The sequence below is a fragment of the Mycobacterium sp. E1214 genome (assembly GCF_001666755.1).
In the GTDB taxonomy this organism is placed as follows: Bacteria; Actinomycetota; Actinomycetes; order Mycobacteriales; family Mycobacteriaceae; genus Mycobacterium.
The window spans coordinates 16,500-32,844 of record NZ_LZJC01000166.1 but is presented as its reverse complement, the minus strand read 5'-3'; the positions used below and the strand labels follow the sequence as shown (position 1 = coordinate 32,844).

Here is a 16,345-nt window from a genome sequence, read left to right as displayed (position 1 = left end):
ACCGCGTCGCGTACCCCCTACGGGATTCGAACCCGCGCTACCGCCTTGAAAGGGCGGCGTCCTAGGCCGCTAGACGAAGGGGGCCAGAACCGAATCTCTCCGGGGTACCCGCAACGGGTTTCCGTTGGGAGCCACGTCAGCTTAGGTCACGACGGGCCGAATCCTCAAACGAGGCCCCGATTCCCGACCCAGTATCCTGGTTCCTCGCGCCCCTATAGCTCAGTTGGTAGAGCTACGGACTTTTAATCCGCAGGTCCCAGGTTCGAGCCCTGGTGGGGGCACCACCGCACGATCACCCCAGCACGGCGCTGCTGTACGTGATGTCGGCGAAGGCGGCGGCGACGTCGTCATCGGGATAGACGAACCCGTTGGCCGCATGCAACTCGGCCACGGTGTTCGACGACGTCCGCCAGCCCCGCCGACCCAGATGCTCGACGATGTGGCTGCGCTCGCCGTGGTAGACGAGGTCGTTGAAGTCGATCTCGAAGCCGAGCCCGCTCATCCGCTCGTGGTGGGCGCGCCACCGCGGGTCGGCGAAAACGGCGGTGTCGGGCACGAATTCGAAGGCCAACCGGCTGCCGGGGGCGCTCAACCCGGTGATGTGGTCGAACAACGCGTCCTGGGCGTCGTCGGGCAGGTAGACCAGCAGGCCCTCGGCGCTCCACGCCGACGGCGCCCCCGCGTCGAACCCGGCCGCCCGCAGCGCGGTGGCCCAGTCGTCGCGCAGGTCGACCGCGACCGTGCGCCGCTCGGCGGTGGGCCGCGCCCCCAGGTCCCCCAGCGTCAGGGTCTTGAACTCGATGACCCGCGGCATGTCGACCTCGTACACCACCGTGCCGCCCGGCCAGGGCAGTCGGTACGCCCGCGCATCCAGCCCGGAGGCCAGGATGACCGCCTGACGGATGCCGCTGCCGGTGGCGTCGGTGAAGAACTGGTCGTAGAACCGCGTGCGGCAGGCCATCCCCTCCGCCATCCGCCGCGGGTCGAAGTCCGCGTTGCCGCCCGCGGCGATCTCGCCGTTGACCAGTCGGACGTAGACGTCGATGCCCACCGCCCGCACCAGCGGCGCGGCGTACGGGTCGTCGATCAAGCCGGCGTCGGACGCCAGCGCCCGCTGCGCGGCCACCATGGTCGCCGTCGCGCCCACGCTCGTCGCAAGGTCCCAACGATCGCTCTCGGTCCGGGCCATCCGGCTCCTCTCACCCGTGAAAAAGATAGACAATCTAGTGAGTACCACAGAGCCGTGGCTCGCCCGCGGTCAACCGCCTACCCGCCGGAGGGACCATGACCGACTTCGCCCAGCGAACGATCGACCTGGCTCGCCGCAACGTCGAGGACGGCGGCCGCCCGTTCGCGACGGTGATCGTGCGCGACGGCGAGGTGCTGGCCGAGAGCGCCAACAAGGTGGCCCAGACCAACGACCCGACGGCGCACGCCGAGATCCTCGCCATCCGCCAGGCGTGCACGGCGCTCGGGACCGAGCATCTCGTCGACGCCACCATCTACGTGCTGGCCCACCCCTGCCCCATGTGCCTGGGGTCGCTGTATTACTGCTCGCCGCGCGAGGTCGTCTTCCTGACCGCCCGCGAGGAGTACGAGCGCTACTACGTCGACGACCGCAAATACTTCGAGCTGTCCACGTTCTACGACGAGTTCGCCAAGCCGTGGCAGCACCGCCGCCTGCCGATGCGACACGAATCTCGCGAGGAGACCCGGGCCGCCGCGGTGGACGTCTACCGGCTGTGGAACGAGCGCAACGACGGCCGGCGACGCTCGACGGTCGTCCCGCCCGCCTGACGCGTCGCCGACGACGCCCGCGCACTTTCGCTACTATCTGCGTATGCATGCAGATAGTCGCCTACCCGACGACCAGGCCGGCCTGGTGGTCGAGGTGTTCCGCATGCTGGCCGACGTGACGCGCGTGCAAGTGCTGTGGTCGTTGACCGACCGTGAGATGAGCGTCAACGAGCTCGCCGAGCACGTCGGAAAGCCCGCGCCCTCGGTGTCCCAGCACCTGGCGAAGCTGCGGATGGCCCGGCTGGTGCGCACTCGCCGGGAGGGCACCACGATCTTCTACAGCCTGGAGAACGACCACGTGCGCCAGCTCGTCATCGACGCGGTGTTCAACGCCGAACACGCCGGCCCCGGCGTTCCCCGGCACCACCGCCGCGACGGCGGGCTGGCGGCGGTGGCCGCACCGCCGGACCGGCCGGCCGCCGGTGCACCGATCGAGAGACAGGAAGGCAGCAGATGAGCGACGAACACACCCACGACGCACCCCACGCGCACGACCACCGCCACGGCGACCTCACCCACGCGCACCCGCACGACACCCACGAGCACGACCACGTCGAGCACCAGCACGCCCACGACCACGGCGACGGGACCCACCACACCCATCAGCACGTCCATCAGGCGGGGCTGGAGGACAGCCACGCCCACGCCCACGCGTGACGGGGCGGGGTCAGACCGGGCAGTAGTGCTTAGGGTCGCCACGCTCGTCGAGCGGCGGCAGGTTGCGCGCCGGCGTCTGCACCAGCGGCGCGTCGGCCGCGATCCGCCCGGCGGCCCGGTCCAGGCCGGCGCGGGCGCGCGGGTGCTTGCGGAATCGGCGTGGCACCACGGCGAAGACCGCGCGGACGACGTCACCGAAGCGGCGGTGTAGCCACTCGTCGCGGCTGGACCACTCGTAGCCCATCAGCTCGCGCACCGGCGGGTCGTAGAGCCCGACGGTCACCCAGACGAAGAACGGCGCGACGAGCCGGCGCTGCGCCGCCCACAGCCAGTCCGGCAGCCACCGCGCGAACGGCGGCTGCGGCAGCTCGCTCAGGTCGAGCACCGCGCGGGCCGCCCAGTTGTTCTCCAACACGTTGCGGCACATGTGATCCCAGTAGACCTGGAAGTCCTCCCAGGACTTCGGCACCGGCCGCATGCTCATGCCGTACATCCGATACCACTCGACGTGCTCGTCGAACAGCTGGCGCTTCTGCGCTTCGGTGAGGCCGCCACAGAACCGCTCGGCGACAATGATGGTGCCGACGAAGAAGGTGGCGTGGGCCCAGTAGAAAACGTCGGGGTTCAGCGCGTGGTAGCGCCGGCCCAGCTCGTCGGTGCCCTTGATCTCGATGTGGTAGTCGCGGACCTCGGCCCCGGTGGTGGGGGCGCGCTCGCCGTCGAAGACCACGCCGCCGATCGGGTACAGCGAGCGCAACAGGCGCTGCCAGCGCTCCCGGAAGAACGTCGAGTGGTCGATGACCGCGGCCCCCAGCTGCGGGTGCATGTTCTGCATCGAGCCGGCCCACGGGCCCTGCAGCATGCCCCGCCAGTCCCCGAAGTACCGCCACGTCAGGGAACCGGGACCCAGCGGCGCGGGGGGCGCCTCGTATCCCCCCGGCGACACCGGGCAGCCGCCGGCCAGGCCGTCGGACGCCTCGGCCGAGGCACCGGCCGACACTCGCGCGGCGGGGGCGTCGGGTTGAACGGCGCTGGTCACCGGGCGCGATGCGGACGTATCTTGAGTCACTGTCGGATCCCTACCAGGTATCTGCAAAACTGACTACAACCGTTGTCAGTTTCTACTCTAGGAGCGATGTGCAGACCGGTCAACGCCAGGGTCGGTGGACGGGCGTCCCCCTGGAGAGCCGGGTCGCCCTTCGCCGCGACAGCCTGATCGCCGCGGGCGTGCAACTGCTCGGCGGCGCCGGCGGTCCGGCGCTCACCGTCCGCGCGGTATGCCGGCGCGCCTCGCTGACCGAGCGCTACTTCTACGAAAGCTTCGCCGACCGGGACCAATTCGTGCGCGCGGTCTACGACGACGTCTGCACCCGCGCGATGGACGCGCTCACCTCGGCCGGCACCCCCCGCGAGGCCGTCGAGCGGTTCGTCGAGCTGATGGTGGACGACCCGGTCCGTGGCCGCGTGCTCCTGCTGGTGCCGGCGGTGGAGCCGGCGTTGACCCGCTCGGGCGTGGAGTGGATGCCCACCTTCATCGACCTGCTGCAACGCAAGCTGTCCGCCATCGGCGACACGGTGCTGCAGCGGATGGTCGCCACCAGCCTGGTCGGCGGCCTGACCAGCCTGTTCACCGCCTACCTGCACGGGCAGCTGGGGGCCGGCCGCGAGCAGTTCATCGACTACTGCGTGAACCTGCTCTTCATCAGCGCGGCGCCCTACGTGCCCGCCGCCGAGCTCAGCGAATAGCCGCGGCGGTTTGCCGATCCGCCGGGTTGGCAAGCCCTATTGTCACGGGCGTCGATTCCGCCGAATTCGCGCGAAACGCGAGCAGCGCCACACCGCGGAGGAACTTGATGCTACTGAGGTACACAGATATATTGACTGCTACCCGTCGACACAGATAACCGGAGGTCCACATGTCAGCCGAGCTGACGAACCTGCAGCTGCTGCATGAGCTCGAACCGGTGGTCGAGAAAAACCTCAACCGGCACCTGAGCATGCACAAGAACTGGAACCCGCACGACTACATCCCGTGGTCGGACGGCAAGAACTTCTACGCGCTCGGCGGCCAGGACTGGGAACCGGGGCAATCCAAGCTCACCGACGTCGCCCAGGTCGCGATGGTGCAGAACCTCATGACCGAGGACAACCTGCCGTCGTACCACCGCGAGATCGCGATGAACTTCGGCATGGACGGCGCCTGGGGCCAGTGGGTCAACCGTTGGACCGCCGAGGAGAACCGGCACGGCATCGCGCTCCGCGACTACCTGGTGGTGACCCGCGCGGTCGACCCCGTCGAGCTGGAGAAGCTGCGCATGGAGGTCGTGAACCGCGGCTTCAGCCCCGGCCAGAACCACCAGATCCGGGCCGACCTGTTCGCCGAGAGCCTCTTCGACTCGGTCATCTACGTGACCTTCCAGGAGCTGGCCACCCGGATCTCGCACCGCAACACCGGCAAGGCGTGCAACGAGACCATCGCCGACCAGCTGCTGGCCAAGATCTCGGCCGACGAGAACCTGCACATGATCTTCTACCGGGACGTCAGCGAGGCCGGCTTCGAGGCGTCGCCCAACCAGGCGATGAAGTCGTTGCACAAGGTGCTGCGCAACTTCCAGATGCCCGGCTTCCAGGTGCCCGAGTTCCGGCGCAAGGCCGTGGTCATCGCGGTCGGCGGCGTCTACGACCCGCGCATCCACCTCGACGAGGTCGTGATGCCGGTGTTGAAGAAGTGGCGCATCTTCGAGCGTGAGGACTTCACCGGGGAGGCCGCGGCGCTGCGCGACGACCTCGGGGTGCTGGTCAAGGAGCTCGAGGCGACCTGCGACAAGTTCGAGCAGTCCAAGCAACGCCAGCTGGACCGCGAGGCCCGCACCGGCAAGCGGACCACCGCGTTCGAGCTGCACCAGACCGCGGGCACGCTGACGATGAGCCGGCGGTAGCCCAGAGGTGCGCATAGGGCCCATCGCGCTCGCCAGCCCGGTGGTCTTGGCCCCGATGGCCGGCGTCACCAACGTGGCGTTCCGGACGCTGTGCCGCGAGCTGGAACTGGCGAAGGTCGGCACGGTCAGCGGCCTGTACGTGTGCGAGATGGTGACCGCGCGGGCGCTCGTCGAGCGTCATCCGGTCACCATGCACATGACGACCTTCGCGCCCGACGAGTCGCCCCGGTCGCTGCAGCTCTACACCGTGGACCCGGCGACCACGTACGCCGCGGCCAAGATGATCGCCGACGAGAACCTGGCCGACCACATCGACATGAACTTCGGCTGCCCGGTGCCCAAGGTGACCAAGCGCGGCGGCGGGGCGGCGCTGCCGTACAAGCGGCGGCTGTTCTCTCAGATCGTCGCCGCGGCGGTGCGCGCCACCGAGGGCACCCGGATACCGGTGACGGTCAAGTTCCGCGTCGGCATCGACGACGAGCACCACACGCACCTGGACGCCGGGCGGATCGCCGAGTCGGAGGGTGCCGCCGCGGTCGCGTTGCACGCCCGCACGGCGGCGCAGCGCTACTCCGGCACCGCGGACTGGGACCAGATCGCCGCGCTCAAGCAGCACGTGACGACCATCCCGGTGCTGGGCAACGGTGACATCTACGACGCCAGCGACGCCCTGGCGATGATGGCGAAGACCGGCTGCGACGGCGTGGTGATCGGCCGCGGCTGCCTGGGCCGGCCCTGGCTGTTCGCCGAGCTCTCGGCGGCGTTCACCGGCAGCCCCGCTCCGGTCCCGCCCACGCTGGGTGAAGTCGCCGATATCGCGCGCCGGCACGGCGAGCTGCTGGCGGCGCACTTCGGCGAGGACAAGGGCATGCGCGACATCCGCAAGCACGTCGGCTGGTACCTGCACGGCTTCCCGGCCGGCTCCGAGCTGCGCCGGTCGCTGGCGATGGTCAAGACGCTCGACGAGCTGGACCGCCTGCTGAGCCGTCTCGACGGCGCCGTCCCGTTCCCCGACGCGGCCAGCGGCCCGCGGGGCCGGCAGGGGTCCGCGGCCCGGGTGGCGCTGCCGGACGGGTGGCTGCGCGATCCCGACGACTGCACGGTGCCGTCCGGCGCCGACGTCATGCACTCCGGCGGCTGAGCCGACCGCCACGAAATCGCGTCTGCGGCCATAACTCAGTACGATGTGGGCCTTGCCGCGTTGCGCTTTCGCGGCGGCTCGGTAACGCGCCGCCCCGACAGTGCGACACACGGTGTGCGACACCCGCACGATCGCGGCGCCGATGTCGAGGCGCCGCGCTGACATCGCGTATGGACACGCTGTCGTCTGCATCAGAGCTTCGGAGGCCGGTTGGACATGAGTGACGCCGACAAGGACGCCACTCGCGACCCGTGGCGTTCGGCCGTCGCCACCCACGGCGGGGACGCCCCGACGTCCGGAGCCGCCCCGTGGGAGCGGTTCTTCGACCCGCCGCCCGACGACAACTCCCACCGCTGGCAGAGCGAGGCTCACCCCGACGCCCCCGAAACCCCCGCGCCCGCCGAGGAGTCCGGTGACGACGCGGGCGGCAGCCACACCGGCGGCGGTGTCAGCGTCGCCGACCTGATCGCGAAGATCGGCGCGCCCGCCGGTGGCCGGTCCGGGCGTCGCCGCGCCGCCGCCGACGCCGACGAGCCGGCGCCGATCCCGGCGGATCTACAGGACACCCAGGTGATCGACGACCTGGCCTACGCGCTCGGGGGCGCCTCGGAGATCCCCGACCTGCGCGAGCCGCAGGCCGCCGACCAGCCGACCGCCGAGCCCGACGTCCCGCCGGTCAAGACCCGGCGCCGCCGTCGGCCGGTCCTGGTGGCCGCCCGCGCGGTGGCCGCGCTGTCCGCGGCCCTGGCCCTGGTCATGACCGGCGGCGCGTGGCAGTGGAGCACGTCGAAAAACGCCCGGCTCAACACCGTCAATGCCCTGGATCAGAACTCCAGCGACATCCGCGACCCGGGCGGGCAGTACGGCGACGAGGACTTCCTGATCGTCGGCCTCGACTCCCGGCTGGGCGACAACGCCAACATGGGCGCCGGGACCACCGACGACGCCGACGGCGAGCGGTCGGACTCGGTGATGCTGGTGAACATCCCGGCCAACCGCAAGCGGGTGGTGGCCGTGTCGTTCCCGCGCGACCTGGCGATCACCCCGATGCAATGCGAGGCCTGGAACCCCGAGACCGGCAAGTACGGGCCGCTCTACGACGCCAAGACCAAGACGTGGGGCTCGGCGAAGATCTACACCGAGACCAAGCTGAACTCGGCGTTCGCGTTCGGCGGCCCGAAGTGCCTGGTCAAGGAGATCCAGAAGCTGTCCGGGCTGAACATCAATCACTTCATCGCCGTCGACTTCTCCGGTTTCGCCAAGATGGTCGACGCGCTCGGCGGCGTCGAGGTGTGCTCCAAGACGGCGCTGCACGACTACGAGCTCGGCACCGTCCTCGAGCACGGCGGACGCCAGGTGCTCGACGGCCCGACCGCGCTCAATTACGTGCGGGCCCGCCAGGTCACCACCGAGACCAACGGCGACTACGGCCGCATCAAGCGCCAGCAGCGGTTCGTGTCGTCGCTGCTGCGCGCGTTGATCTCCGAGGACACCCTGCTGGACCTCAACAAGCTCAACAACGTCGTCAACATGATCATCAGCGACACCTACGTCGACAACGTCAAGACTAAGGACCTGGTGCAGCTCGGCCAGTCGCTGCAGGGGATGGCCGCCGGGCACATCACCTTCGTCACCGTGCCGACCGGCGTCACCGACTCCAACGGTGACGAGCCGCCGCGGATGGCCGACATGCGCTCGCTGTTCGACGCGATCATCAACGACGACCCGTTGCCCGAGGAAAACGACCAGAACGCGCAGAATCTGGGCAGCTCGTCGAAGTCGAACGCGACCCAGACCAAGGCGCCCGCCACCACGGCGCCGCCGGCACCCACCGCGGCCCCCGAGGCGCAGCGTCAGCAGGTCACGACGACCTCGCCGGGCGACGTCACGGTGCGGGTCTCCAACGCCACCACGCAGAGCGGGCTGGCGGCCACCGCGACCAGCCAGCTGAAGCGCAACGGCTTCAACGTGATGTCGCCCGACGACTACCCGAGCTCGGTGGGGGCCACGACGGTGCTGTTCTCCCCCGGCAACGAGGAGGCGGCCGCCACGGTGGCGTCGTCGTTCGCCAACGCGCGGGTGCAGCGGGTGTCCGGCTACGGCCAGGTGGTGCAGGTGGTGCTCGGGCCGGACTTCAAGTCCGTGAGCGCGCCGCCGCCCAACGGCTCGTCGGTCAGCCTGCAGATCGAACGTGGCACCGGCAACGCCACGGCCAAGCTACCCGAGGACCTGACCGTTACCAACGCGGCCGACACCACCTGCGAGTAACCGTATTTCGCGGCGCTGCGCGCCCGTTTTCGCCGTGGAGACCCTAGGCTTGGCGCTATGCGCACCGCCTACCATGAGCAGCTTTCGGAGCTGTCGGAACGGCTCGGCGAGATGTGCGGCCTGGCCGGGATTGCCATGGAGCGGGCGACCCAGGCGTTGCTGCAGGCCGATCTGGTGCTGGCCGAGCAGGTGATCTCCGACCACGAGCAAATCGCCGTGCTGAGCGCGCGCGCCGAGGAGAGCGCCTTCGTGCTGCTGGCCCTGCAGGCGCCGGTGGCCGGGGACCTGCGGTCGATCGTCAGCGCCATCCAGATGGTGGCCGACATCGACCGGATGGGTGCGTTGGCGCTGCACGTCGCCAAGATCGCCCGCCGGCGTCACCCCCAGCACGCCCTGCCGGAGGAGGTCAACGGCTACTTCGCCGAAATGGGCAGGGTTGCAGTGGAATTGGGGAACAACGCTCAAGAGGTGGTGTTGTCGCGGGACCCGGAGAAGGCGGCCCGGATCCGCGAAGAGGACGACGCGATGGACGACCTGCACCGGCATCTGTTCTCGGTGCTGATGGACCGCGAGTGGAAGCACGGTGTGGCCGCGGCGGTCGACGTGACGCTGTTGGGCCGCTTCTACGAGCGCTTCGCCGACCACGCCGTGGAGGTGGCCCGCCGCGTCATCTTCCAGGCCACCGGCCGGCTGCCGGAGGAAGAGGCCAAGCCCGCCTCGCAGTGACGGGTCAGCCGAAGCGGCCGGAGATGTAGTCCTCCGTCGCCTTCTGGCTCGGGTTGGAGAAGATCTTCTCCGTGTCGTCGATCTCGACCAGCCGGCCCGGCTTGCCGACGGCCTCCAGGTTGAAGAACGCCGTGTAATCGCTCACCCGGGCGGCCTGCTGCATGTTGTGGGTGACGATGACGATCGTGTAGTCCTGCTTGAGCTCGCTGATCAGCTCTTCGATGGCCATCGTGGAAATCGGGTCCAGCGCCGAACAGGGCTCGTCCATCAACAGCACGTCGGGCTGCACGGCGATCGCCCGGGCGATGCATAACCGCTGCTGCTGCCCGCCGGACAAGCCGCCGCCCGGCTTGTCCAGCCGGTCCTTCACCTCGTCCCACAGGTTCGCCCCGCGCAGCGAGTACTCGGCCGTCTCGTCGAGCACCTTGCGGTTGCGCACCCCTTGCAATTTCAGGCCCGCCACCACGTTGTCGCGAATCGACATGGCGGGGAACGGGTTCGGGCGCTGGAACACCATGCCGATCGCGCGGCGCACGCCGACCGGGTCCACGCCCGCGCCGTAGATGTCCTCGTCGTCGAGCATCACGTTGCCCTCGACCCGGCCGCCGGGAACGACCTCGTGCATCCGGTTGAGCGTGCGCAGCACGGTCGTCTTGCCGCACCCCGACGGGCCGATGAACGCCGTCACGCTGCGGGGCAGAACCGACAGCGTCACATCCGCGACCGCGTGAAACGCGCCGTAATAGATGTTGACCGCTTTGAGGTCCAACCGCTTGGCCACTCCGCTTCTCCTGCCTAGCTCTTCTTCGCCCCAAGGACTTTCGCCGTCACCCGGGCCACGACGTTGATGGTGGCGATCACTAGGATGAGGGTTAGCGCGGCTCCCCACAACCGGTCCGTCGACACCGGATTGACGCCCGCGCCGGCCGACGTCTGGTGATACATCATGCCGGGCAGCGTCCCCATGAACCCGCTGAAGATGTCGAAGTTCATCGACTGGGCGTACCCCACCAGGATCAGCAGCGGCGCCGTCTCGCCCAGCACGCGGGCCACCGCCAGCAGGATTCCCGTCACGATCCCGGACAGGCCCGTCGGGATCACCACGCTGGCGATGGTGCGCCACTTCGTGATGCCCAGCGCGTAGCTCGCCTCGCGCAGGTCCACCGGAACGATCCGCAGCATCTCCTCGGTGGCCCGCACGATCACCGGCAGCATCAACAACACCAGCGCCAGCGACACCGCGAATTGGGATCGGGACAGGCCCAGCGTCGCCACGAACAGCGCGTAGGCGAACAACGCCGCCACCATCGACGGCACCCCGCTCAGGATGTCCACGGCGAAGCCGGCGACCCGGCCCAGCGCGGTGCCGCCGCCGTATTCGACCAGGTAGATCGCCAGCAGTAGCCCGATCGGGATCGAGATGGCGGCGCACAGGGCGCCCTGCAGCACGGTGCCCACGATCGCGTGATACGCGCCGCCGCCGGCCACGAACGCCGTCATCCCGGCCTGCGAATGCGTCCACCACAGGCTCGACGTCAGCGGGGTGCACCCCTTGGCGACGACCGACCACAGCACCGCCACCAAGGGCGTCACCGCGATCAACAACGACAACCAGACCAGCGCCGTCACAACGCGATCGACGACCTTGCGGCGCCGGCTCGGCCGGGAGAACGTGCGCGACTTGAGCGGACGGTCGAGCATCGACGTCATCGCAGCCCCCGGTCGGAGATCCCGGCGACGGCCCGGCGGGCCAGCGCGTCGACGACGAAGGTGAGGACGAACAGCGTCAGCCCGGCCGCGATGTAGGCGCCGGCCCGGTAGTGGTTGTCGAATTCTCCGGCGGCGCCGGCGATCTTAGTCGCGAACGTGGACCCGCCGTCGAACAGCGACCAGTTGAACGGCGCCTGGGTGCCGCGCAGGATGATCAGCAGCGCGACGGTCTCCCCGAGGGCGCGCCCGAGCCCCAGCATCGCACCGCTGACGTACCCGGACCGGCCGAACGGCAGCACCACGGAGCGCACCACCTCCCAGCGGGTGGCGCCGAGGGCCAGGGCGGCCTCGATCTGGTCTTGCGGCGTCTGCATGAACACCTCGCGGGTGACCGCGGTGATGATCGGCAAGATCATCACCGCCAGCACGATGCCGCCGGTGAAGATGGTGCCGCCCCCGGCGGCCGACGCGTTCCCGTCGGCGAACAGGAAGCACCAGGCCAGGTGGCGGTTGAGCCAGGTGGCGACGGGCCGCAGCTGCGGCGCCAGCACGTAGAGGCCCCAGGCGCCGTAGATGATCGAGGGCACGGCGGCCAGCAGGTCGACCGCGTACGCCAGCGGCGCGGCGGCGCGCCGCGGCGCGTACTGGGTGATGAACAGCGCGACGCCCAGCGCCACCGGCATGGCCAGGATCAGCGCGAACACCGACACGAACGCGGTCACCGGCAGCAGCGCGGCGATCCCGAAGTGCATTGCCGCGGTGTCGGTGGTGACCCAGTCGCCGCCGTAGGTGAAGAAGTTCTCCCGGTTGCGCTGCAGCGCCGGGAGCGCGCGGCTGAGCAGGAAGCCGCCGATGGCCACGATGACCAGGACGATGAACACCCCGGACGCCTGCGCCAGCCTGCGGAAGATCCTGTCGCCGACGTGCGGCCGCGCGGCGCCCCAGGGGCTCATGGGGACCACGGGCGACTCGGGGAAGGGGGCGGCGACCACCGCGCCGGAGCCGGCGTCGGCGGGGTTCGGCGTCGTCACAGCGGCCTCGTCACGGTGTCGCGCTCGTTCCCTTCGAACCCGCCGGTCACTGCACCGCGTTGATTGCCGTGAGCAGCCGATCCTTGACGTTGTCCGGCAGCGGGACGTAGCCGGCCGACGAGAGATCCTTCTGCCCGCTGTTGGCGGCGACGGTCAGGAAGGATTTGACGGCGTTCGCCGTGTCGGCGTCGTAGCCCTTGGAACACACGATCTCGTAGGTGGCCAGCACCAGCGGGTACGCGTCGGGCTCCTGGCCGCCGTACATCGGGTTGAGGTCGAGCACCAGGTCGTCGCCGTCGGCCACGAACCGGGCCGCCTTCACGGCGTTGCCCGCGGTGTCGTTGGTCAGCGCGACCGCGCCCCTGCGGTTGGCGAGTTTGGCGTAGGGCAGGTTGGCCTGGTCGGCGAGGCCCTTCTCGACGTAGCCGATGGCGCCCGGGGTGGTGCGGACCGCCTGGATGACGCCCGCCGATTTCGCGGCCCCCTCGCCGACGCCGCCCTGGAACTCCGTGCCGACGCCCCGGGTCCAGCTCTGCGGCGCGGCGGCGGTCAGGAATTTCTGCACGTTGTCGGTGGTGCCGGACGAGTCGGTGCGGTAGATCGGCGTGATCCGGGTGGTGGGCAGGTCCACCCCCGGGTTCAGGGCCGCCAGGATCGGGTCGTTCCAGGCGGTCATCTTGCCGCTGAGGATCTTGGCGAGGGCGTCGCTGTTGACGGCCAGCGAAGACACACCGGGCAGGTTGTACACCAGGGCGATCGGCCCGAACACCAGCGGCAGGTCCCAGGCCGGATTGCCGTCGCAGCGCTTGGCCGCGGGCCCGATCTGGTCGGCGACCAGGGGCGAGTCGGCTCCGGCGAGATCGACGTGGCCGGCGATGAACTGCTCGCGGCCGGCGCCGGAGCCCGTCGGGTTGTACGCCACGCTCTTGCCCGGACAGTATTGCCCCCACACCTGGTTGAACAGCGCCATCGCGTTGAGCTGGGCGGTGGAACCCTCGGCCGTCAGCTTGTTCTTGCCGGCGCAGCCGGCGGTGCCGGTCGGCCCCGACAGGGCCGCCGGAGCGGCGGCGCGGTGGTTCTCGTCGCTGCCGCAGCCGGCCGCCCCGATCGCCATCGTCAGCACCGCGGCCACCAGCGGTCCGCCTCCCCTGTGGAGCCTCACCGATCTCGCTTCCTCGACGCGTCCCCGCGGGCGGCCGTCCACCGCGAAACTATGCGCTCGTGCGTTTCCCGGCAACGCGGGGCGGCGGAGCCGGGCGCTTGGCGGTACACGGCGCTGGTGGTTCGCTCAGCTGCCGTCGCCGGACGCCGCCGCGTAGGCCGTGTCCACGCTGTGGACACCGAAGCCCAGGCGTTCGTAGGTGCGCACGGCGGCGACGTTGTCCGACTCGACGTAGAGCAGCACCGTCGGCTGCGCGGCCTCGGCCAGCCGGCGCGCCAACGACTCGACGCCGACGGCCGTCAACGCCAGGCCGAGCCCGCGCCCCTGCGCCGCCGGGTCGACCCCGACGACGTACACCTCGCCCAGACCGGGACGGTCCAGGTGCACCTTCGTCCAGTGAAAGCCGAGCAGCGCGCCGTCGTCGTCTTCGTCGTCGAAGGCCAGGAACAGACCGGCCGGGTCGAACCACGGCTCGTCGCGCCGCTCGGCGATGTCGGCCTCGATCCAGCCCCCCTGCTCGGGGTGGTAGGCGAAGGCGGCGTTGTTGACCCGTAGCAGCTCGGCGTCGTCGTCCGGGCCGGCGTAGGTGCGGATCCGCACGCCCGCCACCTCGGGCGCCGGCGGCACCTCGCGCAGCGAGCGGCGCATCTGCAGCAGCTCCCGCACCGGCACCAGGCCCAGCGCCGCGGCCGTCGCGCGGGCCGGCTCCAGGGTGCCGTGCGCCCAAAACCGGTTGGCGGCACCGGATTTCGCGAGCGCCGCGCGTGCCAGCGCGGCGCCGACACCGCGGCGCCGCGCCGCCGGATGCACGACGAGCTCCGCCATGGCGGCGTCGCCGTCGCGCGGGGGAGCCAGGTTGAGATAGCCGACGACCGCGCCCGCGGCGTCGGTGCTGAGCAGGTGGGCGGTGCGCTGGTGGGCCAGTTCGCGTAACACCTGCTCACCGACGGGCGCCACGCCGTCGGCTTCGGTTGCGGCGTCGACCAATTCGCGTACCTGCTGCTGTTGGTGAGCGGTCAGCGCGGGGCGCCAGTCGGCCGCGGTCACTGACTGCGCAACGGATCGGCCAGCGGGTCCTCGGCGCCCTGCGCTTCGCTGTCGATGTCGTCGTCGTCCTCGGGTTCCGCGACGGGCGCCCGCCCGCGCGCCGGCCGGACCGCCTTGTAGCCGACGTTGCGCACGGTTCCGATCAGCGCCTCGTATTCGGGTCCGAGCTTGGCCCGCAGCCGGCGGACGTGGACGTCGACGGTGCGGGTGCCGCCGAAGAAGTCGTAGCCCCACACCTCGTGCAGCAGCTGCGCTCGGGTGAACACCCGCCCGGCGTGCTGGGCCAGGTACTTGAGCAGCTCGAACTCTTTGTAGGTGAGGTCGAGCGGGCGGCCCCGCAGGCGCGCCGTGTAGGTGCCCTCGTCGATCACCAGCTCGCCCAGGCTGACCTTGCCCGCGCTCTCCTGGTCGGCCTGGCCGCCGCGGCGCCCGACCACCAGACGCAGCCGGGCGTCGACCTCGGCGGGCCCGGTGGTCGGCAGCAGGATCTCGTCGAGTCCCCAGTCGGCGCTGACCGCCACCAGGCCGCCCTCGCTGACCACCGCCAGCACCGGCGCCGATCGGCCCGCCGTGCTCAGCAACCTGCACAGCCCGCGCGCCGACGACAGGTCGGTCCGCGCGTCGACCAGCACGGCGTCGGCGGTCCCGGCCTCGAGCAACGACGACGGCTCGGGCGGCGCGGTGCGGACGGTGTGCGGCAGCAGCGACAACGACGGGAGGACCGGGTCGGGATGCAGCTCCGAGGTCAGCAGTAGTAGCTCCAACTAGTCCCTCCTGCTCGGGGGAACGGCATCTCCCAAATTCACAACGCCATAACGCGTTAGTTACCAGGCCACCCAACTTTAACGTGCTACCTGGTTTTTTCGCGTGTCATACGGGCCGGTGTGAGCCCCACCACCTCCCCGCCGAGCACCCCTCCGCCGGTCGGGTGGTGCGGGTGGTTGCGCCACAATGTGCGGGTGCGCAAGCTTGTGATGGCCGGGATCGCCACGGCGAGCGCCGTGGCGGTCGTCGCGCTCGGCGCGGTCGGCGTCGACTACGGGACCAGCATCTATGCCGAATACCGGCTGTCGTCCAGCGTCCGCAGGGCGGCGAACCTGGGGTCGGACCCGTTCGTCGCGATCCTGGCGTTCCCGTTCATCCCGCAGGCGTTGCGGCGGCACTACAACGAGCTCGAGATCAAGGCCAACGACGTCGACCACGCGACGGTCGGCAAAGCCACGCTCGAAGCCACCATGCACTCGATCGACTTGACATACGCGTCCTGGCTGATCCGGCCCGACGCGAAGCTGCCGGTGGGCAAACTCGAGAGCCGCATCATCATCGGGTCGCTGTACCTCGGGCGCTACCTGGGCATCACCGACCTGATGGTCGAGGCGCCGCCGCAGGAGACCAACGACGCCACCGGCGGCACCACCGAATCGGGCATCTCGGGCAGCCACGGTCTGGTCTTCACCGGCACCCCGAAGTCGGCGGGCTTCGGCCGCCGCGTCAGCGTGTCGGTCGACCTGTCGATCGCCCCCGACGACCCGGCGACGCTGGTGTTCAGCCCGACCGGCGTGCTCACCGGCGCCAACACCGCCAACCAGTCGGTGCCGGCCGACAAGAAGGACGCGGTGCTGCACGCGTTCGCCGCCCGGCTGCCCAACCAGCGGCTCCCGTTCGGCGTCGCCCCCAAGACCGAAGGGGCGCGCGGCTCCGACGTCATCATCGAGGGCATCACCTACGGCGTGACCGTGACGCTGGACGGCTTCCGGCAGTCCTGAGGGCCGTCGCGGCGCGACGCTGTTGGCCGTATGACCGGGTCATTGGGTAAGCTTGCCGTCGTGTCAGCCCGCCCTGAGCCCGTGCTCATTCAGCGACGCGC

17 protein-coding genes and 2 tRNA genes are annotated in these 16,345 nt (G+C 70.1%); 10 read left to right on the top strand and 9 right to left on the bottom strand.

All coding sequences use genetic code 11. The annotated features are described in order from the left end of the window. Positions 1–11: 11 nt before the first annotated feature. Positions 12–84 (bottom strand) — tRNA-Glu (locus tag A5700_RS23950). Positions 85–208: 124 nt separating this feature from the next. Between A5700_RS23950 and A5700_RS23945 the strand changes: the two genes are divergently transcribed. Next, positions 209–284 (top strand) — tRNA-Lys (locus A5700_RS23945). Between the two features lie 8 nt (positions 285–292). Here the strand turns inward: A5700_RS23945 and A5700_RS23940 are convergent. After that, the gene (locus tag A5700_RS23940) at positions 293–1,189 is read right to left on the bottom strand and encodes a class I SAM-dependent methyltransferase (protein ID WP_068071509.1); all 897 of its coding nucleotides are present in this window, start codon (positions 1,187–1,189) and stop codon (positions 293–295) included. Between the two features lie 95 nt (positions 1,190–1,284). Here A5700_RS23940 and A5700_RS23935 point away from each other — a divergent pair, with 95 nt between their 5' ends. Genes A5700_RS23935 through A5700_RS23925 form a run of 3 tightly spaced genes read left to right on the top strand, consistent with a single transcriptional unit; the run spans position 1,285 to position 2,454 of the window. After that, a complete protein-coding gene (locus tag A5700_RS23935; protein WP_068071511.1) occupies positions 1,285–1,797 on the top strand; it encodes a nucleoside deaminase in 513 nt (170 codons plus the stop codon). A gap of 43 nt (positions 1,798–1,840) precedes the next feature. Then, the gene (locus A5700_RS23930; protein ID WP_068071512.1) at positions 1,841–2,254 is read left to right on the top strand and encodes a metalloregulator ArsR/SmtB family transcription factor; all 414 of its coding nucleotides are present in this window, start codon (positions 1,841–1,843) and stop codon (positions 2,252–2,254) included. After that, on the top strand, positions 2,251–2,454 hold the full coding sequence (locus tag A5700_RS23925) for a zinc transporter Slc39a7 (RefSeq protein ID WP_068071517.1): 204 nt from the start codon (positions 2,251–2,253) through the stop codon (positions 2,452–2,454). Before A5700_RS23930 ends, A5700_RS23925 begins: the two co-directional genes overlap by 4 nt. Before the next feature lie 10 nt (positions 2,455–2,464). Here the strand turns inward: A5700_RS23925 and A5700_RS23920 are convergent, their stop codons facing one another. Further along, entirely contained in the window at positions 2,465–3,523 is a 1,059-nt protein-coding gene (locus tag A5700_RS23920) for an oxygenase MpaB family protein (RefSeq protein WP_068071519.1), read from the bottom strand. A gap of 68 nt (positions 3,524–3,591) precedes the next feature. Between A5700_RS23920 and A5700_RS23915 the strand changes: the two genes are divergently transcribed. The 5 genes from A5700_RS23915 to phoU all read left to right on the top strand — a co-directional run bounded on the left by A5700_RS23915 (position 3,592) and on the right by phoU (position 9,528). After that, the gene (locus A5700_RS23915; protein ID WP_156671417.1) at positions 3,592–4,200 is read left to right on the top strand and encodes a TetR/AcrR family transcriptional regulator; all 609 of its coding nucleotides are present in this window, start codon (positions 3,592–3,594) and stop codon (positions 4,198–4,200) included. Positions 4,201–4,370: 170 nt separating this feature from the next. Beyond that, a complete protein-coding gene (locus tag A5700_RS23910) occupies positions 4,371–5,393 on the top strand; it encodes an acyl-ACP desaturase (protein WP_068071521.1) in 1,023 nt (340 codons plus the stop codon). A 7-nt stretch (positions 5,394–5,400) separates the two neighbouring features. Then, positions 5,401–6,534: a tRNA dihydrouridine synthase DusB gene (dusB, locus tag A5700_RS23905; RefSeq protein ID WP_068071524.1), complete on the top strand. Its 1,134-nt coding sequence runs from the start codon at positions 5,401–5,403 to the stop codon at positions 6,532–6,534. A 216-nt stretch (positions 6,535–6,750) separates the two neighbouring features. Beyond that, the gene (locus tag A5700_RS23900) at positions 6,751–8,802 is read left to right on the top strand and encodes an LCP family protein (protein WP_068071525.1); all 2,052 of its coding nucleotides are present in this window, start codon (positions 6,751–6,753) and stop codon (positions 8,800–8,802) included. A 57-nt stretch (positions 8,803–8,859) separates the two neighbouring features. Then, entirely contained in the window at positions 8,860–9,528 is a 669-nt protein-coding gene (gene phoU / locus A5700_RS23895) for a phosphate signaling complex protein PhoU (RefSeq protein ID WP_068071527.1), read from the top strand. A 4-nt stretch (positions 9,529–9,532) separates the two neighbouring features. Here the strand turns inward: phoU and pstB are convergent, their stop codons facing one another. From pstB to A5700_RS23865, 6 genes are all read right to left on the bottom strand, one after another. Then, entirely contained in the window at positions 9,533–10,309 is a 777-nt protein-coding gene (gene pstB, locus A5700_RS23890) for a phosphate ABC transporter ATP-binding protein PstB (RefSeq protein WP_068071529.1), read from the bottom strand. A 14-nt stretch (positions 10,310–10,323) separates the two neighbouring features. Continuing rightward, positions 10,324–11,238 (bottom strand): phosphate ABC transporter permease PstA, encoded by a 915-nt coding sequence (gene pstA, locus A5700_RS23885; RefSeq protein WP_068071531.1) that lies wholly within the window; start codon positions 11,236–11,238, stop codon positions 10,324–10,326. Then, positions 11,235–12,269, bottom strand: coding sequence for a phosphate ABC transporter permease subunit PstC (gene pstC / locus A5700_RS23880; RefSeq protein WP_068071533.1), 1,035 nt, complete (start codon positions 12,267–12,269; stop codon positions 11,235–11,237). Before pstC ends, pstA begins: the two co-directional genes overlap by 4 nt. Before the next feature lie 46 nt (positions 12,270–12,315). After that, positions 12,316–13,431, bottom strand: a complete 1,116-nt coding sequence (gene pstS / locus A5700_RS23875; protein WP_068071535.1) for a phosphate ABC transporter substrate-binding protein PstS — start codon at positions 13,429–13,431, stop codon at positions 12,316–12,318. A gap of 126 nt (positions 13,432–13,557) precedes the next feature. Next, a complete protein-coding gene (gene mshD, locus A5700_RS23870) occupies positions 13,558–14,478 on the bottom strand; it encodes a mycothiol synthase (RefSeq protein ID WP_068071537.1) in 921 nt (306 codons plus the stop codon). Then, positions 14,475–15,242: a response regulator transcription factor gene (locus A5700_RS23865; protein WP_068071540.1), complete on the bottom strand. Its 768-nt coding sequence runs from the start codon at positions 15,240–15,242 to the stop codon at positions 14,475–14,477. The genes mshD and A5700_RS23865 overlap by 4 nt, the downstream gene beginning before the upstream one ends. Before the next feature lie 210 nt (positions 15,243–15,452). Here A5700_RS23865 and lmeA point away from each other — a divergent pair, with 210 nt between their 5' ends. Beyond that, entirely contained in the window at positions 15,453–16,244 is a 792-nt protein-coding gene (lmeA, locus tag A5700_RS23860; RefSeq protein ID WP_156671420.1) for a mannan chain length control protein LmeA, read from the top strand. Positions 16,245–16,345 lie beyond the last annotated feature (101 nt).

Bases quoted from the DNA above. Each gene is read 5' to 3' on its own strand.
- A5700_RS23940 (WP_068071509.1), bottom strand. From the start codon at position 1,189: ATGGCCCGGACCGAGAGCGATCGTTGGGACCTTGCGACGAGCGTGGGC.
- A5700_RS23935 (WP_068071511.1), top strand. From the start codon at position 1,285: ATGACCGACTTCGCCCAGCGAACGATCGACCTGGCTCGCCGCAACGTC.
- A5700_RS23930 (WP_068071512.1), top strand. From the start codon at position 1,841: ATGCATGCAGATAGTCGCCTACCCGACGACCAGGCCGGCCTGGTGGTC.
- A5700_RS23925 (WP_068071517.1), top strand. From the start codon at position 2,251: ATGAGCGACGAACACACCCACGACGCACCCCACGCGCACGACCACCGC.
- A5700_RS23910 (WP_068071521.1), top strand. From the start codon at position 4,371: ATGTCAGCCGAGCTGACGAACCTGCAGCTGCTGCATGAGCTCGAACCG.
- A5700_RS23900 (WP_068071525.1), top strand. From the start codon at position 6,751: ATGAGTGACGCCGACAAGGACGCCACTCGCGACCCGTGGCGTTCGGCC.
- phoU (WP_068071527.1), top strand. From the start codon at position 8,860: ATGCGCACCGCCTACCATGAGCAGCTTTCGGAGCTGTCGGAACGGCTC.
- pstA (WP_068071531.1), bottom strand. From the start codon at position 11,238: ATGACGTCGATGCTCGACCGTCCGCTCAAGTCGCGCACGTTCTCCCGG.
- lmeA (WP_156671420.1), top strand. From the start codon at position 15,453: ATGGCCGGGATCGCCACGGCGAGCGCCGTGGCGGTCGTCGCGCTCGGC.